We start from the raw sequence: 25,944 nt of genomic DNA on the forward strand, positions 1-25,944 counted from the left end.
CGTCAGGCAGAGGCCATTGCACACAACATGCCCAAAGGTCGCCAGATGTCCGATTCGCCCTTTCTCGATGAACTGATTTCCACCCTCGGCGCCGACGTGGCCCAGCGCGGTGCCGACGTGGCCGAGCGCTACCACACGGACTGGAGCGGCACGCCGCCCCAGCGCCCCCTGGCCCTGGTGCGCCCGCGCGGCACCGAAGACGTCAGCGCGCTGATGCGCCTGTGCACGGCCCACCGCGTGCCCGTCGTGCCCCAGGGCGGGCTCACGGGCCTGGCCGGCGCCGCCGTGCCCGTGGCCGGTGCCGTCGCCCTGTCCATGGAACGCATGAACGCCATCGAGTCCGTGGACGCGCGCAGCGCGCTGATGGGGGTGCAGGCCGGCGTCACGCTGCAGGCCGCGCAGGAGGCGGCCGTGGCCGCGGGCATGGTCTTCGGCGTGGACCTGGGCGCGCGCGGCAGCTGCCAGATCGGCGGCAACGTGGCCACCAATGCGGGCGGCAACGGCGTGCTGCAGCACGGCATGATGCGCGAGCAGGTGCTGGGCCTGGAAGTCGTGCTGGCCGACGGCACGGTGCTGCCCATGCTGCGGCCCATGCTCAAGAACAACACGGGCTACGACCTCAAGCAGTTCTTCATAGGTTCGGAAGGCACGCTGGGCGTCATCACGCGCGTGCTGCTGCGCCTGCGCCCGGCGCCCCAGGCCCGCGCCACGGCCCTGGTGGCCGTGCCGGACTTCGATGCGGCGCTGGCCGTGCTCGCGCGCATGCAGTCGCGCTTCGGCAACGGCGTGGCCGCCTTCGAGCTGATGTGGGACAGCTTCGTGCAGGCCTCCATCGCCTGGCAGAAACTGCAGCCGCCGTTCGGCGAGGCCCATGCCCTGCTGGCCCTGATCGACGTGGACGGCAAGGACGAGGCCCTGCTGCGCGCCGGCGTGGAAGAGCTGCTGGGCGAGGCCATGGAGGCCGGCGAGGTGGCCGACGCCGTCATCGCGCAATCCGTGGCCCAGGCGCGCCAGCTGTGGACGCTGCGCGAGGCGCCGGCCGAGCTGAACACGAACATGCACCCGCCCGTCAACTTCGACGTCAGCCTGCCCCAGGCCGACATCGGCCGCTTCGCCGACGCCTGCCGCGCCGCCTTCGATGCGCGCTGGCCCGCCCACCACACGCTGTTCTTCGGCCATGTGGGCGACGGCAACCTGCACCTGTCCACCGACGGCGCCACCGTGGGCGGCGACTGCCATGGCGTGGAGGCCGAGGTCTACCGCCTGGTGGGCGAATTCGGCGGCAGCGTCTCGGCCGAGCACGGCATCGGCCTGCACAAGAAGCCCTATCTGGGCGCCAGCCGCACACCGGCCGAGCTGGCCGCCATGCGCGCCATCAAGCAGGCGCTGGACCCATTGCATCTCCTCAACCCCGGCAAGGTATTCGACCTATGAACGCATCCGCCATCCACTCGCTGGCACGCCCTGAAGTGCCGCCGCTGCCGCCCTACAACGCGGGGCTGTCCTCCGAGGCCGTGCGCACGCGCTACGGCGTCAGCGAGATCGCGCGGATGGCGAGCAACGAAAACCCCTGGGGCGCCAGCCCCGCCGTGGCGCAGGCCCTGGCGGGCCTCGCACAGCGCGTGGGCGTCTACCCCGATGCCCAGTGCACGGCGCTGCGCGTGGCCATCGCGCAGCGCACGGGCGTGGAGCCGGAAGCCATCGTCGTGGGCAATGGCTCCGAGGACATCCTGCAGATGCTGTGCCAGGCCTTCCTGTCCCCGGGCGATCGCGTGCTCACGCAGCGCCCGGCCTTCGGCCTGCACGAAATCTACCCGCGCATGATGGGCGCCCGGGTCGAGCTGCTGGAGCTGACGCCCGCCCTGGACTTCGATGTCGGTGCCTGGTGCGAGGCGCTGTCGCGCGGCCCCAAGATCGCCATGCTGGCCAACCCCTCCAACCCCGTGGGCTGCATGTTCGACGCGGCGGACTTCGCCCGCCTGCTGGACGCCACGCCGTCGCACACCCTGCTCGTGGTCGACGAGGCCTATGTCGAGTATGCGCGGCTGTCGTCCGGCTATCCCGACGTGCTGGCCCTGCTGCGCGGCCGCGGCATGCCCTGGATCGTGCTGCGCACCTTCTCCAAGGCCTGGGGCCTGGCGGGGCTGCGCGTGGGCTACGGCCTGGCCAGCGACCCGGCCCTGGTGCAACTGCTGGACCGCGTGCGCACGCCCTTCAACGTCAACCAGGCCGCCCAGGCCGCCGCGCTGGCCGCCTGGGGCGATGAAGCCCACATGCTGCGCGGCGTGGCCGAGACCGTGCGCCTGCGCGGCGTGCTGGCGGATCGCCTGCGGGCCTTGCCGGCGTTGCGCATGGCGCCTTCGGCCACCAACTTCCTGTTCATCGACATCGGCCGGCCCAACGGCCCCGTGAACGAGGCGCTGCTGGCGCGGGGCCTCATCGTCAAGCCCTGGAAGGAGGCCGGCTTCGAGCACTTCATCCGCGTCTCCGTGGGCACCGAGGCCGAGAACGCGCGCTTTGCGCAGGCGCTGCAGGACATCCTGGAGGCCCGGCCATGAGCGGTGCCCTGTTTGCCGGACATGCGCTGCTGCCCACGGGTTGGGCGCGCGACGTGCTGCTGCGCTGGGACGGCGCGGGCACCCTGCTGTCCGTGCAGCCCGGTGCCGAGCCGGGCGGCGCGCCGCACGCGCCCGGCCCGCTGCTGCCGGGCATGCCCAACCTGCACTCGCACGCCTTCCAGCGCGCCTTCGCGGGCCTGACCGAATACCGGGGCGCGGGCCAGGACAGCTTCTGGAGCTGGCGTGACCTCATGTACCGCTTCGCGGGCCGCATCACGCCCGAATCGCTGCAGGCCATCGCCACCTGGCTGTACGTGGAGATGCTGGAGGCCGGCTACACCTCGGTCTGCGAATTCCACTACGTGCACCACGACCAGGGCGGCCGGCCCTATGCCGACGATGCCGAACTGTCCCTGGCCCTGCTGCGCGCCGCGCAGGCGGCCGGCATGGGCATCACCCTGCTGCCCGTGCTCTACCAGACCAGCGGCTTCGGGGGCAGGCCGCCGCGCGCCGACCAGGCGCGCTTCATCCGCAGCACGGACAGCATGCTGGCCCTGCTGCAGCGCCTGCAGCCGGCCACGCGCGCCCAGGGCGCGGCCCTGGGCCTGGCGCCACACTCGCTGCGCGCCGTGCCGCCCGACAGCCTGCGCGCGGCCGTCGAGGGCCTCACGGCGCTGGACGCGCAGGCGCCCATCCACATCCACATCGCCGAGCAGACCCAGGAAGTGGACGACTGCCTGGCCTGGAGCGGCCAGCGCCCCGTGCAATGGCTGCTGGAGCACGCCCCCGTGGACGCGCGCTGGTGCCTGGTCCATGCCACGCACATGACGCCCGGGGAGTACGCGCTCGCCGCGCGCAGCGGCGCCGTGGCCGGCATCTGCCCCACCACCGAGGCCAACCTGGGCGACGGCATCTTCGACATGCCGCAGTGGCTGGGCCATGGCGGCGCCTGGGGGGTGGGCTCGGACAGCCATGCCTGCGTCAACGCGGCCGAGGAGCTGCTGATGCTCGAATACAGCCAGCGCCTGTCGCTGCGCCAGCGCAATGTGCTGGCCGGACCCGACCCCCAGGTCGGCACGGCGCTGTGGAGTGCCGCCGTGCAGGGCGGGGCGCGGGCCGCGGGCCGGCCCGTGGCGGGCCTGGCCGTGGGCCAGCAGGCCGACATGCTGGCCCTGGACCCGGGCCACGTGGCCCTGGCCGGCCTGCCGGTGCAGGCCATGCTCTCGGCCCACGTCTTCGGCAGCCACCGCGGCAGCGCGCTGCACAGCCTGTGGGTGGGCGGTGCCCTGCGCGTCGCCGGCGGCCGCCATGCATTGCACGATGATGCGGCCAGCGCCTTCGTGGCCGCACGCGCCGCCATGATCGCTTCCTGAACCCATTGCAGACCACACCATGACCGATATCACGGACATCCCCGCCTTCACCTTCCACCAGGGCACGGCCCCCCTGCTGCTGTCCATGCCCCATGCGGGCACCCATGTGCCGCCGGCCATCGCCGCGCGCCTGACCGGCGAGGCCCGCCAGGTGCCCGACACCGACTGGCACCTGCCCCTGCTGTACGCCTTCGCCAGGCACATGGGCGCCTCCATCCTCGTGGCCACGCATTCGCGCTACGTGGTGGACCTGAACCGTCCGCCCGATGGCGCCAGCCTCTACCCCGGCCAGAGCGTCACGGGCCTGTGCCCCGTCGATACCTTCGACGACACGCCGCTGTACGCCGACCCGGCCGACGTGCCCACGGACGCCGAGATCGCCGCGCGCCGCGATGCCGTCTGGAGCCCCTACCATGCCCAGCTGCGCGCCGAACTCGACCGCCTCAAGGCCGTGCATGGCACGGTGGCGCTGTGGGACGCACACTCCATCCGCTCGGTGCTGCCGCGTTTCTTCGAGGGCCAACTGCCCGACCTGAACCTGGGCACGGGCAAGGGCACGAGCTGCGCCCTGCCACTGGCCGAGAAGCTGCTGGAGATCGCAAAGACCGCGCCCGGCCACACCAGCGTGCTCAACGGCCGCTTCACGGGCGGCTACATCACGCGCCACTACGGCCAGCCCGAGGCCGGCATCCATGCGGTGCAGCTGGAGATGACGCAGTGCAGCTACATGCAGGAAGCCCTGCCCTTCGACTACCTGCCAGAGCGCGCCGCGCGCATCCAGCCCACGCTGCAGCGCATGCTGCAGGCCGTGCTGGACTTCGTGGCGACCCACCCCCGGTGACGGCGGGCGCCGCCGCCTGGCGCGGCGCCACCGCTGCGGCCTATCCGGCGGCGCGCCCGCGCAGCCGCCGCAGGCTGCGGCGCAGCCACTGCTCCACATCGTCCACGTAGGTGAACACGGCTGGCACCACCAGCAGGCTGAGCACGGTGGAGGTGATGAGCCCGCCGATCACGGCCGTGGCCATGGGCGAACGAAAGCTCGCATCCGCCGCGCCCCAGCCCACGGCGATCGGCAGCATGCCGGCGCCCATGGCCAGCGTGGTCATGATGATGGGCCGGGCCCGCTTGTGGCAGGCGTCCAGCAGGGCGTCCCTGCGGCTCAGGCCCGGGCCGGCCGGGCGGCCGTCGCTGCCATCGCCGGGCCGCCGCGCCACGATGGCGTACTCGACCAGCAGGATGGAGTTCTTGGTGGCCACGCCCATCAGCATGATCAGGCCGATCAGCGAGGGCATGGAAAAGCTCTTGCCCGCCAGCAGCAGGCCCACGAAGGCACCGCCCAGCGACAGCGGCAGGGCCGTGAGGATGGTGGCCGGCTGCAGCACATCCTTGAACAGCAGCACCAGCACCAGGTAGATGCAGACCACGCCGGTCAGCATGGCCAGGCCGAAGCCCGTGAACAGCTCGCCCATGGCCTCGGCATCGCCCACGTTCAGGATGCGCACGCCCGGCGGCAGGTTCCTGACGGCGGGCAGCTGGTGCACGGCCTCGGTCACGTCGCTGAGCCCGCGCTCGCCCAGCTCGATGTGGAAGTTCATGTTGCGCGCCCGGTCGTAGCGGCTGATGACGGCGGGGCCACCGGCCAGCGTCAGCGTCGCCACCTCGTCCAGCCGCACGGGGCCGCGTGCGCCGGGCACGGCCAGGCGTCCCAGCAGATTCAGGTCCTGGCGTGCGCGGTCCTCCAGCCGCACCATGATGGGCACCTGGCGGTCGGCCAAGTTCAGCTTGGGCAGCTGGTTGTCATAGTCGCCCAGCGTGGCCACGCGCAGCGTGTCGGCGATGGCGCTGCTGGTCACGCCCAGGTCGGCCGCGCGCGCGAAGTCCGGGCGCACCACCACCTCGGGGCGCACCAGTCCGGCCAGCGAGGCCACGTTGCCGATGCCGGCGATGGTGCGCAGCTCGCGCTCCACGTCGGTGGCGGCCTGGCGCAGCGCCTGGGGGTCCTGGCTGGTCAGCGCCAGCACGTACTTGTCGTTGGAGCCGCCCAGGCCCACGCCCCAGCGCACGCCGGGCAGGTCGGCCAGCAGCGCGCGGATCCGCTGTTCGATGACCTGCTTTTTCGGCCGCGTGCCGCGCGGCCCCAGCTGCAGCGTGAGCGTGGCCTTGCGCGCCTCGACGAAGTTGCCCGAGAACGGGTCCGCGCCCGCGCTGCCCGCGCCGATGGCGGTGTAGATGTCGCCGATGTGCGGGAGCGTCAGCAGCCGCTGGCGCACCTGCTCGGCCATGGCGATGGTCTGCTCCAGCCGCGCGCCGGGCGGCAGCTCCACCTGCACCTGGGTCTGGGTGTTGTCGTCGGGCGGAATGAAGCCCGAAGGCAGCAAGGGGATGAGCGCCAGCGAGCCGATGAAGAACAGCGCCGCGCCCAGCATGGTGCGCCAGCGGTGGCGCAGGCAGGCCTGCACGGCGCGCATGTACCAGGCCAGCCAGGCCGGCTCGCGCGCGCTGCCGGCCAGCGGCTTGAGCAGGTAGGCCGCCATCATCGGCGTCAGCAGGCGCGCCACCACCAGCGATGCGAACACCGCCAGCGAGGCTGTCCAGCCGAACTGCTTGAAGAACTTGCCCACCACGCCGCTCATGAAGGCCGTGGGCAGGAACACCGCGATCAGCGTGAAGGTGGTGGCGACGACCGCCAGGCCGATCTCGTCGGCCGCCTCCATGGCCGCCTGGTAGGGCGTCTTGCCCATGCGCAGGTGGCGCACGATGTTCTCCACCTCGACGATGGCATCGTCCACCAGGATGCCCACCACCAGCGACAGCGCCAGCAGCGTGATGATGTTGATCGAAAAGCCCAGCCAGTACATGCCGATGAAGGCCGGTATCACCGACAGCGGCAGCGCCACGGCCGAGACGATGGTGGCGCGCCAGTCGCGCAGGAACAGCCACACCACCAGCACCGCGAGAAAGGCGCCCTCGTAGAGCAGGGCCATGGAGGCGTCGTACTCGTCGGAGGCGATCTGCACGAAGTCCAGCGTGCGCGTGAGCCGGATGTCGGGGTGCTCGCGCTGCAATTGCGCCAGCGCCTTCTCGACGGCGGCGCCCACCTCGACCTCGCTGGCGCCGCGGCTGCGCGCCACCTCGAAGCCCACCACCCGCTGGCCGTTGAGCAGGGCGGCGGCGCGGGGCTCGGCCACGGTGTCCAGCACCTGGGCCACGTCGGCCAGGGCGATGCGCCGGCCGTCGGACAGCGCGATCTGCATGCGGCGCAGCTCGTCGGCCGACTGCACGGTGGCGATGGTGCGCACCGGCTGCTCGGCGCCGCCCAGGTCGGTGCGGCCGCCGGCGCTCTCCAGCTGCACCTGGCGCAGCCGGCGCGAGACGTCGGCCGCCGTGGCGTTCAGCGCCTGCAGCCGGGCCGGCTCCAGCGCCACGCGGATCTCGCGCGTGGCGCCGCCGACGCGGTTGACGGCGCCCACGCCGGGGATGGCCTTCAGGCGGCGCGACACGGTGTCATCGACGAACCAGGACAGGCCCTCGTCGTCGAGCCGGTCGGACGAGATGGCGAAGGCCAGCACGGGCTGGGAGGCCAGGTCCAGCTTGGTGACGATGGGGTCGCGCAGGTCGGCCGGCATGTCCGAGCGCACGCGGCTGACGGCCGAGCGCACGTCATCGACGGCCTCCTGCACCGGCTTTTCCAGGATGAACTCGGCCGCGATGGTGGCCACGCCATCGGTCAGCGTGCTGGTGACATGCTTGAGCCCCTGCACGGTGGCGATGGAGTTCTCGATCTTGCGCGCCACATCGCTTTCGAGCTGGGGCGGCGAAGCGCCGGGCAGCACGGCGGTGACGATGACCACCGGCAGATCCATGTCGGGAAAGTTCTGCACCTTCATGGACTTGAACGACAGCAGTCCGCCCAGCGTCAGCAGCACGAAGAGCATCAGCGCCGGCACCGGGTTGCGTATGGACCAAGCGGAGAGGTTCATGCCGTGTCCTTATCGGGAAGCTGCGGGTGCCGATGTCGGTGCAGCGTCCTCCACCACCCGCACCAGGTCGCCATCGTTCAGAAAGCCCGAGCCCTGGGCCACGATGCGCGCATCGTGCGGCAGGGGCGAGGTGATCTCCACGCGCTCGCCCGCGCGGCGGCCGGTCTGCACCCGGACCAGCTGCACGCGGCTGTCGGGCCGCAGCACCAGCACATGGTTGAAGCCGTCGCGCGGCACGATGGCCGCCAGCGGCAGCGTGAGTGCCTGGTCCGTGCCCAGCGTGAACTCGCCGCGTGCGAACATGCCGGCCTTGAAGGCGGCGTGGTGCGCGGCCTGCGGCAAGTCCACGTAGACCAGCGCGTTGCGCGTCTGCGGGTCCACCGTGGGCCCCACCACGCGGACCGTGCCGTGCAGCTGTGCGCCGCCGGGAGCCGTTACCAGGGCCTGCGTGCCGGTGGCGATGTGCGCCAGCTCGCCGGACGCGACCTCGGCGCGCCATTCCAGCCGGCCCTGCCGCACCAGGCGAAACAGCTCCGTGCCGCCGTTGAGCACGCTGCCCACCGTGGCCGTGCGCGAGGAGATGACCCCGGCGTCGGGTGCCAGCACCTGCGTGTTGCGCAACTGCACCTGCTGGGCGGCCAGCGCGGCGCGCGCCGCCTCCACGCGCGCCTGCGCCGTCTGCTCCGCAGCCAGGTACTGCTGGATCTGCTGCTGGCTCAAGGCGCCGCTGCGGTCCAGGGTGCGTGCGCGTTCGGCATTGCCCCGGGCCTCGGAGGCCTGGGCCTGGGCTTCGAGCAGGCCGGCCTTGAGGCGCGCCAGCTCGGCCTGCACGGTATCGGCGGCGAAGACAGCGAGCACCTGGCCCTTGCCGACCACATCGCCCACGTTCACGCGCACTTCGGCCAGGCGCAGGCCGCTGGTCTGCGAGCCCACCACCGCTTCCTGCCAGGCCGCGATGTTGCCGTTGGCCGCCAGCGTCCGCGCCAGCTCCCTGGGCTCGGGCGCGGTCGTGGTCACTGCCAGCGCGGGGCGGGGTGCGGCGGCCTCGGCCGGCGCCGTGGTGGCGACCGGCTCGGGCTTGCGCATCAGCCACAGGAGCAGGGCCGTCAACGCGGCGGCGGCCAGTGCGATGGATGCAAGACGCAGTTTTCGTGTCATGGCGAAACTCAAGGGACGGTGGTGCGTCCGCTCGCCGTCGCGGTGCCCGCGCCCGGGTCAAGACCGTGGCGCCGCGATGATCAGGGCGTGGCGGAGCAGGGACGATATTCGGGGCAACGGTGCATGGGAGTCTTTCTTGCCGGCCGTGGGGGATGGCTCCTCACGGCGTGCGCTCCTGTCTCGGGCAAGCCGTGATCCTAGCCGGAGTCCGGATCGCGGGTGCCACGGGATGGCACCCGCGGCGCAGTGCCATGGCCTGCCCGTGCAGGCATGCCGGGGGAGCGCGCGCCGGCCAGCGCGCCGGCGGCGGTCAACGGCTGTCGGATTCTGTCCCCAGGGGCGGTGGGTCGCCCAGCCAGCGGCGCGGGCCCGGGCCGTTTTGCGCGCACAGGTCACCGGGGTTGTGCAGCACGCAGTGGCGAAGCGACAGGCAGCCGCAGCCAATGCACTGGTCCAGGCTGTCGCTGAGGCGCTGCAGCTCGCCGATGCGCTCGTCCAGGCGCTGTTTCCAGACCCGTGACATGCGTTGCCAGTCCCCGCCCGTGGGCACATGGCGGCTGGGCAGCCGCGCCAGCTGTTCGGCGATCTCCTCCAGCGAGAAGCCTATGCGCTGTGCGAACACCACGAAGGCGATGCGACGCAGCGAGGAGCGGTGGTAGCGGCGGTGGCCGCTGGCGCTGCGCACGGACTCGATCAGTGCCAGTGATTCGTAAAAGCGCAGCGCCGAGGCCTTCACGCCGCTGCGCTGTGCGACCTCGCCGATGCTCAGCAGCGGATCATCCTCGATTTTCATGGTGGCATTCCTTCGGGGCTTGACTTCAAGTTGACTTGAACTTCAAAAATGCGGCCATTCTGAGCGATTGCCCGGGAGCCAGGCAACAGGGGCTTGTACCGCCCATGCCGGGAGCATGGCTGGAATGCGAAATTCTTTGGCCGAAAGCTGCAATGACGATGCTGTCGTTCATTCATACAGTAATGAATCTCATTTCCATTGACCGGCATACGCAGGAGATTTCCATGTACATCGACAGCAGCAGCTATCCCCTGGTCCGCATGGGCTATGAGCGCGACAAGGCCCAGCCCGTGGATCGGCTCCTGGAGGATTTCTCGGCCTTGCTCGACCGGGGCCAGGCCTTCGTGTTCTTCAGCGACGGCGACATGTCGCAGGAGGAACGCTCGCCCGAGGAGCGCAAGAAGGTCGTGCTGTGGATGAAGGCGCGTCGCACCGAGCTCAAAAGCCTGGTGCGCGCCCTGGTGCACGCCGAGCCCGATGCGCACAAGCGCGAGCAGGCCCGGGCCTTCGCTCAGATGTTCGGCAAGGCCTGGGGCTATCCCATGCTGCTCGTGGCCTCCACGCAGGAGGCGCGCCAGACGGCCCTGGACTTGCTCAAGACCGATTGACCGCCATGAGAGAGATGCCATGAACGCCGTGGATAGTGCCCTGCTGAAAGTCCTGCCTGCCCCCTGGGACCCCGACCATGTGGACCGCCCCGTGACCGTGCTGCCCATGCGCTCGGGTCCGGGGCATTGGGGCATGGACTTCCATGCCCACCGCAAGAGCCAGCTCATGGTCACCAATACCGGGCTGATCACGCTGGAGACCGATGCCGGCGTCTGCGTGGTGCCGCCACGCAGCGCCGCCTGGATCCAGGGCGGCACGCTGCACCGCGTCAGCTGCAGCGGCGCGGCCAGCGGCTATATCGTCTTCGTCGAGGCGGGCGCCGCGCGGCCCATGCCGGGCCCCTGCCATGCGCTGGCCGTCTCGCCCTTCCTGCGCGCGCTGCTCGATCGCGTGCAGGACCTGCCCCAGGACTATGCGCTGGACGGCGGCGATGGCAGGCTGATGCAGGTGCTGCTCGACGAGATCCAGGCGGCCCAGCCCGAGGGCCTGCATCTGCCGCTGCCGCACGACCGGCGCCTGCGCCGCATGACCAGCGCCCTGTGCGCCGAGCCGCAACTGCATGCGCGTCTGGCCGACTGGGCCCAGCGCATCGGCATGAGCGAGCGCAGCATGACACGCCTGTTCGTGGCCGAGACCGGCCTGACGGTCAACCAGTGGCGCCGCCAGCTGCATGTGCTCACGGCGCTGCAGCAGCTGTCCCAGGGGCTGCGCATACAGACCGTGGCCGATGCCCTCGGCTATGAAAGCGCGCCGGCCTTCGTGACCATGTTCCGCAAGGCCGTGGGCACCTCGCCGCGCCGCTTCCTGGCGATGCGCAGCGCCCCGGCGAGGACCGCTAAGGCTTGAGCACCAGGCCCAGCAGCACGGCGATGACCATGGCCCCGGCGAAGACGTCCCAGCGTTGCAGGCGCCGCCACTTGAGGATCACGGTCAGCACGATGCCGATCAGCGTGACCAGCCGGGTCTGGAACACCGTGCCCAGCACGAAGCAGATGATGATCTGCGCCCAGTAGGTCAGCAGGCCCGGCAGCGCGGACTTTGCCGGGGGCGGCGGGGCCGGCTCCTGGGGCAGGGCCGGTGCGCTGGCGGCCTGGGGCGCCGGGGCCGCTGCCGCATGCGCCTGGGCGCGCGCCGCCTGCTGCTGTTCCTGGCGCTGCTGCTGGCGCTGTTCCTGGCGTTCCTCGCGGCGCTGCTGGTCGGTCTTCTCCAGCACGGGCGCGGCCGGTGCGGCCGGCTGCCACCAGGGCTTGCCGCTGGCCAGCGCAGGGGCCTGGCCCGCAGCCGCCCGTTGGCGGAATGCCTGGGCCTCGGGCGCGCGTGCGCGGTCCTGGCGGCTGGCTTCGATCAAGGCCTCGTTGGCCCGCTCGAGCGGGCTGCGCAGCAGCTGCCGGGCCTGTCGCAGCAAGGCACCGCCTTGCGCCGGACGGACCTGGTGCACGAACTGCGCCAGCCCCAGCAGTTGCGAGGGCTGGGCCGCATGGCCTTGCCAATGGGGGCGTTGACCCGGGACGGCCTGGGCGGCGCGGTGCAAGGCGGCGCGCAGCCGCCTGCGCGTCTCGCGCGAGACGCCGGGCTGCTCGCCGTTGACCACCAGCCCGGTGACTTCCTGGCGCCGGCCCCTGCGCATCACGCGCTCCTTGTCCGGGTGCGGCGTGAAGCCCTCGTCGCGCAGGATCCAGCGCACGCGGCCCAGCAGCCGGCCCACGTGGTCCTGCGCGGCCTGGCCCGAGGCCGAGAACGTCAGGTCGTCGGCATAGCGCGTGTAGGTGAAGCCCAGCTGCCGTGCCAGCCCCAGCAGGCGGCGGTCCAGGCGGCGGCACAGCAGGTTGGTGAGCATGGGGCTGGTCGGCGCGCCCTGGGGCAGCACACGCTCGCGCGCCTTGCCGCCCACGAACAGCTTCTCCCCATCCACCTGCCAGGCCTGGGCACGGTTTTCGCTGCACAGCAGGGCCAGGAGGGTGGCCATGGCCTCGCCATAGCCCAGCTGCCGGAATACGCCCTTGATGCGGCCGAAGGCGATGCTGGGGAAGAAGTCCTTCACGTCCAGGTTGATGACCACGTCGTGGCCTGCATGCGGCGCGGCATTGCTGACGATGGAGCGTCCGGCCAGAAAGCCGTGCGCGGCATCGTGCGCAGGCACCTTGGCCAGGATGTTGTCCAGCACCCAGTACTGCGCGCGCTTGAGGCGCGGCATGGGCGCGGAGATCAGCCGCTGGCCGCCCGTTTTCTTGGGCAGCGTGAACGAGTGGTAGTGGTGCGTGCGGGCCACCTCGCGGTGAAAGCCCAGGAAGCGCAGCTCCGCCACCGTGATGCCCATGGCGGTGGCCAGCTGGGCGGCGTCGGCCAGCTCGGGCAGGCCATGCCGGGCTAGCCTTTGCGGGTCGGCCTGCCTGCGGTCCCTGGCGGCAGGCTGCTGCGCTTCGTCCCGGGGCTCATGCAGGCCCGCGGAAACGCCGGGGCCCAGGTAGCCCACATGGGTGTCGCGTCTGGCATGCCAGGCCAGCGCCTTGTCGTGGCGCTCCCGGGCCTGGCGGCGCCTGGTCTCCTCGCGCCGGGCCAGCGCCTTCTGCATGCGTTCCTTGCGCATCTGGCGCAGGGCACGCTCGGGGTCCTGGCGCACGGCGAGCTGGCGGCGCAGCTCGGCCAGCTCCCGGTGCAGCTCGCCCTCGCGCTGGATGTGGGCGGCCGCCAGCTGCGGCTGGCCTTCGCCCTTGGGCCAGAAGCCCAGGCGCTGCATTTCCTCGAGGATGACTTCCTGCTTGCTCGACGCCTTGATGCGCTCGTAGATCTCGGCGCGCGTGGGTTGCGGCTGGCTCATGCGGCAGCCCCCGGCAGGCGGGCCCGGCGGGGCCGGGCACAGGACGAAGAGAAAAAAGGAGCAACGCGCTTCTCGTCGAAGAGCCTGCAAGGCTCACGGGACGGGCGCTGTTCGCTCGACGCCACCCCGCGACGGTATGCGTGCTTCGCTTGTGGCAAGCCACTCAGGAAAACGCATACCGTCGCTGGGGTGGCACAGTGAAAACGGCGCCCGTGGTGCATGAAACGGCAGTTCACAAGGGCGGCGAAACACCACCCGGATTGCAAGAGCCTGCGCGTTGCTCCGCGTGGGAGTGTAGAGCAATTGGACGGGTTCATGCGATCTCTCCTTGTCCGCTCGTGCGCTGCTGCCGCGCGGCATCGAGCTGTGCCTGCGCCACCAGGCGCAGCGCGATCATGTGTTCGCAAGGCCCCTGGCGCAGCCGGTGTTGCTGGTAGTGGTTGCAGCCGCAGCGCGCATCGGTCAGGCGCTCGTCGGCGTCGAGTTCCAGCTGCGTGTCGAACAGGCGTTGGCCGTCGGCGCGCGGGATCTTGCCGGTGATGCGGCTGAAGCCGTCCTGGCGGTCGATGCGCGGTGCGTCGATGCGCCGGCCACGCACCAGTGCCAGCGCCTTGTACTCCTCGGGCCGGTCCGGCGCCAGCTGCTGCGCCGTCAGCGGCTCGCGCAGCAGCTCGCGCCAGGCATAGCGCCCGGCGTCCAGGTCGTAGACGGCGCGGCCGGCCTGCATCCAGCGCAGCATGGCCGCCTGGACCTGGGCGGTGGCCAGGCCCGTGGCCTGCGCCAGATCCTGCGCGCCGGCCTGCCAGCACGATTGCAGCTGGCGGCCCACGGCCTCGACCTCCGAGGGGCGGACCTCGGCCTGCGGCGCCATCAGGTGAAAGCGCGCGCTGGCGGCCCAGTCGTTGGCACTCCAGCCCGACAGGCCCAGCGTGACGGTGACCAGGCCCAGCTCGATCACCCAGAAGCTGGGCATGCCGCTGCCCAGCAGGTGCACGCGCACGCGCGTGGCCTGCGGGATCAGCCGTTCCAGCGTGAGCAGACGGCGGCGGCCCCACAGGCGGATGGTCTGCGCCTGCGCTGCGCCAGGCCCATCGCCGACGATCTGCGAGCGTTTGGTGACCAGCCGCTCCTCCCAGGGCTCGAACACCATGGCGGGCGCCTGGCCCGGCACCAGCTCGAAGCGCAGCGCGCGCGGCCCATGGCGCTCGCGCCGCGCACGCAGACGCGCGCAGAGGTTGAACAGGTCCATGGGGTGCAGCTCCAGCACCGTGGCGGGCAGGGCCATGGCGCTGGAGACCTGCACGAAGCCGCGCAGCCAGCTGTCGGGCAGGGCTATCTTTTCCTCGCGCAGCGCCGGGTCGCCCTGTGTCTGCACGCCAAAGCCCGCGGGGTCCAGCGTCAGGCGCGTGTCCTTGTAGTTGCGGATCTTCTGGAACTCCTCGTACAGGCTGGCCGAGTAGTCGATGTTGGTCGTGCCGCAGATGCGCTCGCCCGCATGCTCGAAGGCCTCGTGCCGGATGCTGACCGCGCAGTAGCTGGACTCGTCCTGGCTGAAGGCCTCGAACAGCAGCCGGTCCGGGTGCACGGTGATCACCGGGTCCAGCACATACCAGGCATCGCGGTTGGCCACGAACAGCCAGTCGAAGTATTTGCGCTGGGCCTGGTAGAAGGGTGTCAGCACCTGCTCGCGCGTCTCGCGCAGGCGCTTGAGTTCGGCGCTGACCTCGCGGGCACGCGCCTGGGCGCCGCCGGTATCGGCCATGAAGCCAGCCAGCAGCTGCGACTCGTGCTCCTGCAGCCATTCGCGGTAGGCCGTCTTGTCGCGGCCACGCGTGCGCATGTCGCTGACCACCACGCTGTGCAGCGCGGACAGGCCCTCGCGCACCTGTTGCCAGGCCGGGCCGTCGCGCCTGAGCAGCCCGTCGAAGCGGGTGGGGGGGCGCAGCAGGTCGGGAGCGAAGGAGAAGGATTGCGCCGTGGCCGTGTCGTCGACCTGCGTGCTGCCGTAGTACTGATAACGAAATTCCATGTCCGATCGACTCCGGCGGCTCAGTGGGAAACCTGGGCCCGGCCGCGCTGTTCCACGGCCAGGGGCTGCATGAAGCTTTGCGCCAGCTGGGGATGGCGCTGCACGATGTCGCGCAGCCCGGCCACGTAGTCGGGCTGGTCGGCGTGGCTGGCGCTGACCACCTGGCGCGCGAAGATGGCGGCGACCACGGCAGCGGTCTCCGGCGCCTGCACCTGGCTGCGCAGGAAGTGCAGCACGCGCGTCTTGCTGGCGCGCGCACGGTGCACCTGGCTGAGCACGGCCAGGAAGTAGGGCTGCAGCTCCTGCAGGCGCGCGGCGCGCTGCGGCGCGGGCTCGTCGGGCAGGGCCAGCAGCCATTGCGTGACGAACAGCTGCACGCTGGTCGCCGGGTGCTGGGCCAGGCGCGCGAGGCACAGGCCGGCCTCGGGCGCGCTCATGTGGCGCGTGAGCCGCTGGCGGCCCAGGGCCTGGACCCAGGGCTGGGGATGGTCGACCCAGCCGATGAGCAGCTCGGGCACGAGCGCATCGGCCGGCAGGCGCTCGCCGAACATCTCGCGCGCGTACTGCTGGGTGTCGGCGAACAGCGCGTCGGCCAGCGGCAGCAACTGCTCGGCCTGTTCGGGGCGGGTGTGTTCCATGGGCGTGAGGCGCGCATCGATGCTGCGGCGGCTGAGCGCGCGCACATCGGCATCGGCATGGCGGGCCAGCGTGGACCACTGGCGCAGCGTATAGGCCTGGATATCCAGCGCCTGCAGGCCCCAGGCGCCGTAGCGCTGCGCGCCCGTGGCCTGCGCCTGCAGCGCGCGCCAGAGGCCCGAGGCATCGCGTGCCGGGGCCACGGCGGCCAGCGGGCCGGTGAGCAGGCGCAGCGCGTCGTCGTAGACGCCATCGGCCTTTTCCGCGCGGAACAGCACTTCGTGCAGGCGCTCGGCGATCTGCGCGTTGCAGCGGGAGTCATAGAGGGGGTTGCCGGCCAGGCGTTCGACCAGGGGGGCCGCCGCCGCGCGCAGCGCCGCATGCGGCGACACCGCGAATTCGGCCAGCATCTCGGCCTGCTCGCACAGCAGCGCGTCGTCCAGGCTGCCCATGAGCCGGATGCCGCAGGCCATGCGCGCGGGCTCCTCGCTGGCCAGCAAAGTGCGCAGCGCCGCCGCGGGCAGGGTGCGCAGGCCTTCGGGATGCGCCAGCAGCCAGGTGGTCGCGATCTCCACCAGGGCGGTCACCGAGTGGGACAGCAGGTGGTGCAGCGGAGCGGCCGGCACGCTGCCCGCCTGGGCGGCCAGGGGGCCGTTGCCGGCGAACAGCGACTGCACCGTGTCGCGGATGTCCGCGAGCGCCGGGCTGTCCGCCTCCAGCGCCGGCAGCGCCGCCAGCAGGGCCAGGGCCACGGCCCGGGCATCGGCATAGACCAGCAGCGCCAGGCCCTGCGTGCGCGAGGTGTCCGCGGGCGACAGCAACAGGGCCGCGACCAGCTCGGCGTCGCGCGCCGCGCCTGCGCGGTCGCGCGACAGCCAGTCGCCCAGATGGCGGGCGGCGGGCCCGTCGCCGCATTGCGCCAGCGCGAACAGCCAGGGACGGCGCGCCGCTGCGTCCGTGAGCGAGACCAGCCGCTGCTGCGCGATCTCCAGGCCCAGCGCGGCGGCCGGCGCATAGTTGTTGTGCAGCAGCGGTGCGGTGGCCGGCGCATCGAGCCGGTCCAGGAAGGCGGTCTGGTCCCGCAGCGCCCGCGTGAGCGACCACCGCAGCAGGGTGGAGCGCGCCTGGCCCACCAGTTGCAGCAGATGCTGCGGGTGGGCATCCCACAGGGCGGCCAGGCCATCGACACGCGCTGCCGGCAGTTGCTCCAGGTTCAGCGGTTGCTCCGTGGTCCAGCCGTGCGCGCGTGCCGAGGCATGCAACTGCGGCCAGCGCGGCAGCAGCAGCCGGGCCGCCAGCAGCCAGCGCGACTCGGGCGGGCGCCCCGAGTGCGGAGCGCTCTGGTCCGCACAGCGCCGGTCCATGGCCAGCAGCAGGGCCGTGGCATGCATGGCGCTTTCGCTGTGGTCGGCCGATGCCATGCGCCGCAGCTGGCGCCAGCCGCGCAGGCGCAGGTACAGCGAGGTCTCGCGGCCGAAGGCGGCATGTTCGTCGCGCGGGCCGTCGAAACGCGCATGCAGCTCGGCCAGCAGCGCATGGTCGCGTCGCCATTCGGCCCGCTTGTGGATGCGCCGGATGGCCGGCCACCATGGGCGCGTGAGTGGGATGCGTGCCATCCAGGCGAGCATTTGCCGATGGACATCGCCGTCATGCGCGCCCAGTTCGTCGGCCATCAGCAGTTGCTGTGGCGTTAGGGTCTCGAGGAAGGTGCTGTGCCCGTCGTCCTGTGCGCAATCCGCATCCGCAGAGGAGGCCTGCGCTGCCAGCCGGGCCCAGTCGTCGCGGTGCGCCTGCAGCGCGGCATGCCGCTCCCCGGGGCCCAGCAGGGCCAGCCAGGCCTGGCGTCCCAGGTCCCGCGTGGCCTCGCTGGCGCCGCGCTGCGACAGCGCCTGCATGGCCACGGCCGCGCCGCCATCGCCCAGGCGCCCCAGGAGCCAGGCCAGGCAATAGTCCAGCAGGTCATCGCCCGTGCCCAGCAGTGCCACCAGGCGGGGAGCCTGTGCATGCAGCAGGCGCTGGGCGGCGGCGCCGCGCGCCGTGTCCACATATTCGGCCAGCCGCCATACCAGCCGTGCCTGCCGCCCTTGCGGCATCAGCCGCCATGCGTTGGCGTCCAGCCGCCGGCACAGTGCGGTGATGGCCCCGGCCTGCGTCGCCGATTCGGGCTGCTGCACCCGCGCCTGCGCCGGGGTGGACGCGCAGGCCGCGCCGTCCAGCTCCGCGAAGCCCTGTCGGGATTGCAGCACATCGCCCGCCCCCAGGCGCTGGCGCAGATAGGCCAGGGCGCGCTGGCGGGCCTGCTCCAGCGGAACGGGCAGGGGCGTGAGCGTGCCGTCATCGACCTGGACGGAGACACCGGCGCGGTATTGCGCGACCTGCAAGGTCACGACATGGCGCGCGCCCGCACCGCCGTCCGGCGGGTCCAGGGCCACCACGCTCACGGTGCTGATGCGTTCGTTGCGTCCCTGTCGTCGGGACAGTACGGCTTGGGCAAGCAGATTCATGCGGCAGGCATCCAGGGTCAGATGGCATGGCAGTGTAGAGCACGCTCCCGTGCCCGGACGCCTTGCGGGCGCCGCGTACCGCCTGTCGGTCCCGGTGTCGATCGGCACGCCGCTTGTCCGATCCGGCCATGGAGGTCCCTGGCAATCCATCCTCAATTTTCGTGGTGTCTTTCCTTGTGAATCTTGACTTCAAGTTAACTTGAACTTGAAGAATGTAAGCCGTTGCAAGCGACAGCCCGAGGGGGCCCCGGAGGTCCCTGTTTTCCCGCTTCTTTGGCCCTGGCCGGTTGCCGACCGCAGGGCGGATGCATTTCCCCAAGGAGATTCGATATGCCAGTTCATCAACTGCCGCCGTTGCGGCGTGCGCTGCTCGCGGGCAGCTGTGCGGCGCTGGCCCTGGTCGCCGGCTGCCGCCAGGAGGCCGTGGGCGATGCCCATGCGGCCAACGGTCCGCCGCCGGCGCCCGAGGTGCTGGTCTCCGAGGTCCGGCCCTCCGGCGTGCGCGTGTGGGACGAGTTCAATGGCCGCGTGGATGCCATCGAGTCCGTGCAGTTGCGCCCGCGCGTCTCGGGCTACATCGAGCGCATCGCCTTCGCCGAAGGCCAGGAAGTGAAAAAGGGGCAGGTGCTGTTCGTGATCGACCAGCGCCCCTATCGCGCGGCCCTGGCCAGCGCCGAGGCCGAGCTGGAACGCACGCGTGCCGCATCGGCGCTGGCGCGCACCCAGGACCAGCGCGCGCGCCAGCTGGTGGCCGAGCATGCCGTCTCGCGCGAAGAGGCGGACACGCGCGCCGGCACCCTGGCCCAGGCCATGGCCCAGGTGCGCGCGGCCGAGGCCGCGCTGGCCGCAGCCCGTCTCAACCTGGACTTCACGCAGGTGCGTGCGCCGGTCACGGGCCGCGCCAGCCGCGCGCTGCTGACCGTGGGCAACATGGCCCAGGCCGACCAGAGCGTGCTGACCACGCTGGTGTCGCAGGACCCGGTCTATGTGTACTTCGACGCGGACGAGCACAGCTTCCTGCGTTATCAGCAGGCCTCCAGGCAGGGCCGGGGCCAGCGCCCCGTGCGGGTGGGCCTGGTCAGCGACGAGGGATTTCCGCATGAAGGCCGGCTGGACTTCACCGACAACCAGCTCCATGCGCAGACCGGCACGGTGCGCATGCGCGCGCGGCTGCCCAATCCCGACCGGCTGCTGACGCCGGGCCTGTTCGCCCGCGTGCAGTTGCAGGCGGGGCAGGGCGATGGCGGCGGCGAGCAGCAGGCGCTGCTGATCGACGACAAGGCCGTGCTCACCGACCAGGACCGCAAGTACGTCTATGTGGTGGGCGAGGGCAACGTGGCCGAACGCCGCGACCTGGTCCTGGGACGAATGGTCGATGGCCGCCGCGTGGTGGACAGAGGCCTGGTCGCCGGCGACCGGCTGGTGGTCGGCGGCCTGCAGCGCATCCACTACCCGGGCATGCCCGTGCAGCCCAGGCCGGCCACCGAGGGCGGTGGCAGCACGGCCATGGCGGCACAGTAAGCGGGGCAGGCCATGGATTTCTCCAAGTTCTTCATAGACCGGCCGATCTTCGCGGTCGTGCTGTCCATCATCCTGTTCGCCGTGGGGCTGGTCGCGATACCGCAGCTGCCCGTGGGCGAGTACCCCGAGGTGGTGCCCCCCAGCGTGGTCGTGCGCGCCACCTATCCGGGTGCCAACCCCAAGGAGATCGCCGAGTCGGTGGCCGTGCCGCTGGAGGAGGCGATCAACGGCGTCGAGGGCCTGATCTACCTGAAGTCGGTCGCGGCCTCGGACGGCAGCCTGCAGGTCGTGGCGACCTTCCGCGCCGACGTGGACCCCGACACGGCGGCCGTGCGCGTGCAAAACCGCGTGAGCCAGGCGCAAAGCCGCCTGCCCGAGGAAGTGCGCCAGTACGGGGTGACCACGCAAAAGCGTTCGTCCACGCCCCTGATGTATGCGGGCCTGACCTCCCGCAATGGCCAGCATGACGCGCTGTACCTGCGCAACCACGCCACGCTCAAGATCAAGGATGAGCTGGCGCGCATCCCCGGCATCGGCGAGGTCGCGCTCTACGGTGCGGGTGACTACGCCATGCGGGTCTGGCTGGACCCGGCGAAGGTGGCGGCCCGCCAGCTCACGGCGGCCGAGGTGATCGGTGCCATCCGCGAGCAGAACATCCAGGTCTCCGCCGGCCAGCTGGGCGCCGAGCCCAGCCCCAAGGGGGCCGACAAGCTGCTGTCCATCAACGTGCGCGGCCGCCTGAAGACGGTCGAGGAGTTCGGCTCCATCGTGCTCAAGAGCGGCGAGGGCGGCCAGATCGTGCGCCTGGCCGACGTGGCGCGCATCGAGCTGGGCGCCAGCGACTACTCCATGCGCTCGCTCAGCGACGACCGCCAGATGGCGGCCGTCGGCATCTTCCTGTCGCCGGGGGCGAATGCGCTGGGCGTGGCCAGAGAGGTCTATGCCACCATGCAGCGCCTGTCCAGGGATCTGCCCGAGGGCGTGCAGTTCGAGACGGTCTGGGATCCGACGGTCTTCGTGCGCGACTCCATCAAGGCCGTGCAGAGCACGCTGATCGAGGCCGTCATCCTCGTGGTGCTGGTGGTCATCGTCTTCCTGCAGACCTGGCGCGCCTCCATCATCCCGCTGCTGGCCGTGCCCGTGTCCATCGTCGGCACCTTCGCGGGCCTGTACCTGCTGGGCTACTCGATCAACACCCTGACCCTGTTCGGCCTGGTGCTGGCCATCGGCATCGTGGTGGACGACGCCATCGTCGTCGTGGAGAACGTGGAGCGCTACATCGAGGAGGGGCACACCCCCCTGGAGGCGGCCCACCTGGCGATGAAGGAGGTCTCGGGCCCCATCATCGCCATCGCCCTGGTGCTGTGCGCGGTCTTCGTGCCCATGGCCTTCCTCAGCGGCGTGACGGGCCAGTTCTACAAGCAGTTCGCGGTGACCATCGCCATCTCCACCGTGATCTCGGCCATCAACTCGCTGACCCTGTCGCCGGCACTGGCCGCCAAGCTGCTGCAGCCGCGCGGCGCACCGCGCGATGTGCTGGCGCGCGGCATCGATCGCGCGCTGGGCTGGTTCTTCCGGCCCTTCAACCGCTTCTTCGACCGCAGTGCCCGGAGCTACGAGAAATCGGTGGGCCGTTCGCTGCGCCGCCGTGGCCTGGTGTTCGCGGTCTATGCGGCGCTGCTGGCCGGCACGGCCGTGCTGTTCCAGGCCGTGCCCGGTGGCTTCATCCCGCTGCAGGACAAGCTGTACCTGTTCGGCGGCGCCAAGCTGCCCGAGGGCGCCTCGCTGGGGCGCACTTCCGAGGTCACGCGCCAGATCGTGGAGCTGGCCCACAGCGTGGAGGGCGTGGACAAGGTGGCGGCCTTCGCCGGCTTCAATGCCTTGCAGACCACGACCACGCCCAATCTGACAAGTTCCTACATCATGCTCAAGCCCTTCGGCGAGCGCACGCGCAGCGCCGAGGCCATCAACGCCGAGCTGGGCGCCAGGTTCGCGCAGATCGAGGGTGGCTTCGCCTATGCGCTGATGCCGCCGCCCATCCAGGGGCTGGGCAACGGCTCGGGCTACTCGCTGTTCCTGCAGGATCGCGCGGGCCTGGGCTACGCGGCGCTGCAACAGGCCTTGCAGGCCTTCCAGGCCGAGATCGCCAGGACACCGGGCATGACCTATCCGGTCAGCAGCTACCAGTCCAACATCCCGCAGCTGGAAGTCAAGGTGGACCGCACCAAGGCCAAGGCCCAGGGCGTGGCGCTGACGGACCTGTTCCAGACGCTGCAGGCCTATCTGGGATCGGTCTATGTCAACGACTTCAACGCCTTCGGTCGTGTCTGGCGCGTGATGCTGCAGGCCGACGCCGACCACCGCCAGGCCGTGGAGGACATCGCCAGCCTGCGCACGCGCAACGCGCGCGGCGAGATGGTGCCCATAGGCTCCATGGTCACCGTGGTGCCCAGCTTCGGGCCTGATCCGGTGCTGCGCTACAACGGCTTTCCGGCGGCCGACCTGATCGGTGACTCCGATCCGCGCGTGCTGGCCTCGGGCGAGGTGCTGGCCAAGCTCCAGGAGATCGCGCAGCGCACGCTGCCGCGCGGCATCGAGCTGGCCTGGACGGATCTCAGCTACCAGCAGGTCGAGCAGAGCAACGCGGCGGCCGTGGTCTTCGTCATCGCCGTGATGCTGGTCTTCCTGGTGCTGGCCGCGCTGTACGAGAGCTGGACGCTGCCGCTGGCCGTCATCCTCATCGTGCCCGTGTGCATCTGCGCGGCGCTGTTCGGGGTCTGGCTGGCGGGCGGGGACAACAACGTCTTCGTGCAGGTGGGGCTGGTGGTGCTGATGGGCCTGGCCTGCAAGAACGCCATCCTGATCGTGGAGTTCGCGCGTGAGCTGGAGCTGCGCGGCTTGGGCATCGTCGATGCCGCGCTCCAGGCCTGCCGCCTGCGCCTGCGCCCCATCGTCATGACCTCGATCGCCTTCATCGCGGGCGCCGTGCCCTTGCTGATCGGCAGTGGCGCCGGCAGCGAGGTGCGCGCAGCCACGGGCGTGACCGTGTTCTCCGGCATGCTGGGCGTGACCCTGTTCGGCCTGTTTCTCACGCCGGTGTTCTACGTCACGCTGCGCCGCCTGTCGGGCCGCGCGCTGACGGGCCATGCGCCCTCGCATCCACCGGCCCCCGCGCCGGCCCTGCCGGCATCCCCTGCCTCCCCGGAGCCACACCATGTCTGAACTACGCAAATCCCTGGGCCGTCATGCGCTGGCGCTGGCATCGGCCTCTCTGGTGGCGGGCTGTGCCGTCGGCCCCGACTTCAAGGCGCCCGTGTGGCCCGATGCCGGTGCCCGGTTCGCGCGGGCCGAGCCTGCCGATCCCGGAGACCGGGAGCAGGCCGTGCCGCAGGCCGCGGCCGATGCGGCGTTCTGGCGCCAGTTCCAGGACCCGCAATTGACGCAGCTGGTCGAGCAGGCGCTGGATGCCAACCAGGACCTGCGTCTGGCCCTGGCGCGGCTGGACGGCGCCCAGGCGCTGCTCGGCGAAAGCCGCTTCGACCAGATCCCCACGGTCACCCTGTCGGGCCAGGCCACGCAGCAAAAGTTCAGCGAAAGCCAGGCCCTCTACGGGCCGCGCAGCCAGCGCAGCTACACGGCGGGCCTGAGCGCGAGCTGGGAGATCGACCTCTACGGCCGCGTGCGCCGCAACATCGAGGCCCGCCAGGCCGACCTGCGTGCCGATGCGGCCGACCTCGCGGCCCTGCAGGTGGCCATCGCGGCCCAGGTCGCAGGCAGCTACACGGACCTGCGCGGCTGGCAGCAGCGCCTGCGCCTGGCCCAGGCCAACGCGGCCAACCAGAACGACACGCTGCGCCTGGTGCAACTGCGCCTGACGCATGGCAGCGGCACGGAATTCGACCTGGCCCGTGCCCAGGCCCAGCTGGAAGCCACGCGCTCGCGCATTCCCGCGCTGCAGGCGCAGATCGCCGTGGCCCAGCACCGGCTTGCCGTGCTCACGGGCCAGGTGCCCGAGGCGCTGATCGCGTCGCTGGATGCGCCTGCGGCCCTGCCCGGACTGCCCTCGTCCATCGACCCCGGCACCCCGGCCGGCCTGCTGCGCCGCCGCCCCGACGTGGCCGCCGCCGAGGCACGGCTGCACGCGGCCACGGCACGCATCGGCGTGGCCACGGCCGACCTGTTCCCGCGCCTGTCGCTGGGCGGGCTGCTGGGCAGCACGGCATTGCACAGCGGTTCGCTGTTCGAAGGCGGCAGCGCCACCAGCAGCGTCTTCCTGGGCGTGGACTGGTCCTTCCTCGACGTGGGCCGCGTGCGGGCGCGCATCGCGGCCAGCGAGGCCGGCGCACAGGCCTCGCTGGCCCGGTACCAGCAGGCGGTGCTGCTGGCGCTGGAGGACACGGAGAACGCCCTGGTGCGCCTGCAGCGCACGCGCACCGAGGATGCCCATCTGGCCCAGGCGGCCGAGCAGCGCCAGCGCGCCGAACAACTGGCCCTGCGCCGCTACCACCTGGGCAGCGTGGGCCTGTACGAGGTGCTGGACGCGCAGCGCGACCTGTACGCGGCCCAGGACGCGGCGGCTGACAGCCGGGCGCGCAGCCTGCGCGCGGCCGTGGGCCTGTACCAGGCGCTGGCCGGCGGCTGGGAGGGGAAGGGGCCGCCGGCCTGAAGACCCTGGCCTGCGCGGAAAGGACGGCCCGATGCCGTCCTTTTTTGTTTCTGTCCCGCCCCGGTGAAAACCAGGAGATCGGAGGGCTTGCCTCATTTTTTTCTTATCGGATAATTTTCTTATCGGAAAAAATGAGTGATCGATGATGGACAACCAAGTTCTCGACTTCGCCGTGATCGGCGCGGGCATGGCCGGCGCCTCGGTGGCCTGGCGGCTGGCAGGGGCGGGCGCCTCGGTACTGGTGCTGGAGCGGGAGCCGCAGCCCGGCTACCACGCCACGGGCCGCTCGGCCGCGATGTTCATGGAAAGCTATGGCACCGAGCAGATCCGCGCGCTGACGCGGGCCAGCCGCGCCTTCTACGACGCGCCGCCCGAAGGCTTTTGCGAACACGCGCTGCTGCAGCCGCGCAGCGTGCTCTACGTGGGAACGGTCGGCCAGGAGGCGCAGCTCGATGACGCCCTGGCCATGTACCGCCGCGACGGCCTGCGCGCCGAGCGCATCGATGCGCGCCAGGCCTGCGCCCTGGTGCCCTGCCTGGATGAGGCGCAGCTCGCGGGCGCCGTGCATGACCTGGATGCCATGGACATCGACGTGGCCGGGCTGCACCAGGGATTCCTGCGCGGCATGGCGCGCGCCGGCGCCCGCCTGCGCTGCGGTGCCGAACTGGCGGGCGCCGAGCGCGATGGCCAGGGCCTGTGGTCACTGACGCTGCACGATGGCACCCGGGTGCGCGCGCGCGCCGTGGTCAATGCCGCGGGCGCCTGGGCCGATGCCGTGGCGCGGCTGTGCGGTGCCCAGGCCCTGGGCATCGAGCCCCGGCGCCGCTCGGCCTTCACCTTTGCCGCGCCCGAGGGCGAGGCCATCCATGACTGGCCCGCGGTGGTCGGCGTGGACGAGAGCTTCTACTTCAAGCCCGACGCGGGCCAACTGCTGGGCTCGCCCGCCAACGCCGATCCCGTGGCACCGCACGACGTGGTGGCCGAGGAACTGGACGTGGCCATCGGCATAGACCGCATCGAGTCCCTGACCCGCCTGCGCATCCGCCGGCCGCGCCATGTCTGGGCCGGGCTGCGCAGCTTCGCGCCCGACGACGACTTCGTCATCGGCTGGGATGTGCGGCGCGAGGGCTTCTTCTGGCTGGCCGGGCAGGGCGGCTACGGCATCCAGACGGCGGCTGGCGCGTCGGCCGCCGCCGCCGCGCTGCTGATGCACGAGTCGCTGCCTGGCGAACTGCTGGCCCAGGGCGTCGACGCCGCGCGGCTGAGCCCGGCGCGCTTCTCGGCCTGAGCGGCCTTTTC

At 71.4% G+C, this 25,944-nt stretch carries 16 protein-coding genes; 10 read left to right on the forward strand and 6 right to left on the reverse strand.

Annotation, left to right across the window (positions count from 1 at the left end; all coding sequences use genetic code 11):
* The first annotated feature begins 45 nt into the window (after positions 1-45).
* From L1Z78_RS00785 to hutG, 4 genes are read left to right on the forward strand one after another with little or no spacing between them, the layout of a single operon-like run.
* Positions 46-1,434 (forward strand): FAD-binding oxidoreductase, encoded by a 1,389-nt coding sequence (locus L1Z78_RS00785; RefSeq protein ID WP_234642298.1) that lies wholly within the window; start codon positions 46-48, stop codon positions 1,432-1,434.
* Positions 1,431-2,558 (forward strand): histidinol-phosphate transaminase, encoded by a 1,128-nt coding sequence (locus L1Z78_RS00790; protein ID WP_234639690.1) that lies wholly within the window; start codon positions 1,431-1,433, stop codon positions 2,556-2,558. The genes L1Z78_RS00785 and L1Z78_RS00790 overlap by 4 nt, the downstream gene beginning before the upstream one ends.
* Positions 2,555-3,931: a formimidoylglutamate deiminase gene (locus L1Z78_RS00795; RefSeq protein ID WP_234639691.1), complete on the forward strand. Its 1,377-nt coding sequence runs from the start codon at positions 2,555-2,557 to the stop codon at positions 3,929-3,931. Before L1Z78_RS00790 ends, L1Z78_RS00795 begins: the two co-directional genes overlap by 4 nt.
* 19 nt (positions 3,932-3,950) lie before the next feature.
* Complete coding sequence (hutG, locus tag L1Z78_RS00800) at positions 3,951-4,772, forward strand: N-formylglutamate deformylase (RefSeq protein ID WP_234639692.1); 822 nt, start codon at positions 3,951-3,953, stop codon at positions 4,770-4,772.
* Positions 4,773-4,812: 40 nt separating this feature from the next.
* Here the strand turns inward: hutG and L1Z78_RS00805 are convergent, their stop codons facing one another.
* From L1Z78_RS00805 to soxR, 3 genes are all read right to left on the reverse strand, one after another.
* Positions 4,813-7,911 carry an efflux RND transporter permease subunit gene (locus tag L1Z78_RS00805; RefSeq protein ID WP_234639693.1) on the reverse strand — a complete coding sequence of 1,033 codons (3,099 nt, stop codon included), beginning with the start codon at positions 7,909-7,911 and terminating at the stop codon, positions 4,813-4,815.
* 9 nt (positions 7,912-7,920) lie between these two features.
* Positions 7,921-9,069 (reverse strand): efflux RND transporter periplasmic adaptor subunit, encoded by a 1,149-nt coding sequence (locus L1Z78_RS00810; protein WP_234639694.1) that lies wholly within the window; start codon positions 9,067-9,069, stop codon positions 7,921-7,923.
* Between the two features lie 310 nt (positions 9,070-9,379).
* Positions 9,380-9,862 carry a redox-sensitive transcriptional activator SoxR gene (gene soxR / locus L1Z78_RS00815; protein WP_234639695.1) on the reverse strand — a complete coding sequence of 161 codons (483 nt, stop codon included), beginning with the start codon at positions 9,860-9,862 and terminating at the stop codon, positions 9,380-9,382.
* 224 nt (positions 9,863-10,086) lie between these two features.
* On the opposite strand from soxR, the gene L1Z78_RS00820 reads away from it, so the two are divergent.
* Both L1Z78_RS00820 and L1Z78_RS00825 read left to right on the forward strand, forming a co-directional pair.
* Positions 10,087-10,470: a hypothetical protein gene (locus tag L1Z78_RS00820; protein ID WP_234639696.1), complete on the forward strand. Its 384-nt coding sequence runs from the start codon at positions 10,087-10,089 to the stop codon at positions 10,468-10,470.
* Between the two features lie 19 nt (positions 10,471-10,489).
* Complete coding sequence (locus tag L1Z78_RS00825) at positions 10,490-11,317, forward strand: AraC family transcriptional regulator (protein WP_234639697.1); 828 nt, start codon at positions 10,490-10,492, stop codon at positions 11,315-11,317.
* Here L1Z78_RS00825 and L1Z78_RS00830 read toward each other — a convergent pair.
* The 3 genes from L1Z78_RS00830 to L1Z78_RS00840 all read right to left on the reverse strand — a co-directional run bounded on the left by L1Z78_RS00830 (position 11,307) and on the right by L1Z78_RS00840 (position 18,458).
* On the reverse strand, positions 11,307-13,289 hold the full coding sequence (locus L1Z78_RS00830; RefSeq protein ID WP_234639698.1) for a reverse transcriptase family protein: 1,983 nt from the start codon (positions 13,287-13,289) through the stop codon (positions 11,307-11,309). The genes L1Z78_RS00825 and L1Z78_RS00830 overlap by 11 nt on opposite strands.
* A 313-nt stretch (positions 13,290-13,602) precedes the next feature.
* The gene (locus L1Z78_RS00835) at positions 13,603-15,318 is read right to left on the reverse strand and encodes an SWIM zinc finger family protein (RefSeq protein ID WP_234639699.1); all 1,716 of its coding nucleotides are present in this window, start codon (positions 15,316-15,318) and stop codon (positions 13,603-13,605) included.
* 20 nt (positions 15,319-15,338) lie between these two features.
* Entirely contained in the window at positions 15,339-18,458 is a 3,120-nt protein-coding gene (locus tag L1Z78_RS00840; protein ID WP_234639700.1) for a hypothetical protein, read from the reverse strand.
* 330 nt (positions 18,459-18,788) lie between these two features.
* Here L1Z78_RS00840 and L1Z78_RS00845 point away from each other — a divergent pair, with 330 nt between their 5' ends.
* The 4 genes from L1Z78_RS00845 (at position 18,789) to L1Z78_RS00860 (ending at position 25,933) form a co-directional block, all read left to right on the forward strand.
* Positions 18,789-19,979 carry an efflux RND transporter periplasmic adaptor subunit gene (locus L1Z78_RS00845; protein ID WP_234639701.1) on the forward strand — a complete coding sequence of 397 codons (1,191 nt, stop codon included), beginning with the start codon at positions 18,789-18,791 and terminating at the stop codon, positions 19,977-19,979.
* Positions 19,980-19,991: 12 nt separating this feature from the next.
* A complete protein-coding gene (locus tag L1Z78_RS00850; RefSeq protein ID WP_234639702.1) occupies positions 19,992-23,201 on the forward strand; it encodes an efflux RND transporter permease subunit in 3,210 nt (1,069 codons plus the stop codon).
* Positions 23,194-24,645 carry an efflux transporter outer membrane subunit gene (locus tag L1Z78_RS00855; RefSeq protein WP_234639703.1) on the forward strand — a complete coding sequence of 484 codons (1,452 nt, stop codon included), beginning with the start codon at positions 23,194-23,196 and terminating at the stop codon, positions 24,643-24,645. The genes L1Z78_RS00850 and L1Z78_RS00855 overlap by 8 nt, the downstream gene beginning before the upstream one ends.
* Before the next feature lie 145 nt (positions 24,646-24,790).
* A complete protein-coding gene (locus tag L1Z78_RS00860) occupies positions 24,791-25,933 on the forward strand; it encodes an NAD(P)/FAD-dependent oxidoreductase (RefSeq protein WP_275444435.1) in 1,143 nt (380 codons plus the stop codon).
* Positions 25,934-25,944 lie beyond the last annotated feature (11 nt).

Source organism: Delftia tsuruhatensis (assembly GCF_903815225.1).
In the GTDB taxonomy this organism is placed as follows: domain Bacteria; phylum Pseudomonadota; class Gammaproteobacteria; order Burkholderiales; family Burkholderiaceae_C; genus Comamonas; species Comamonas tsuruhatensis_A.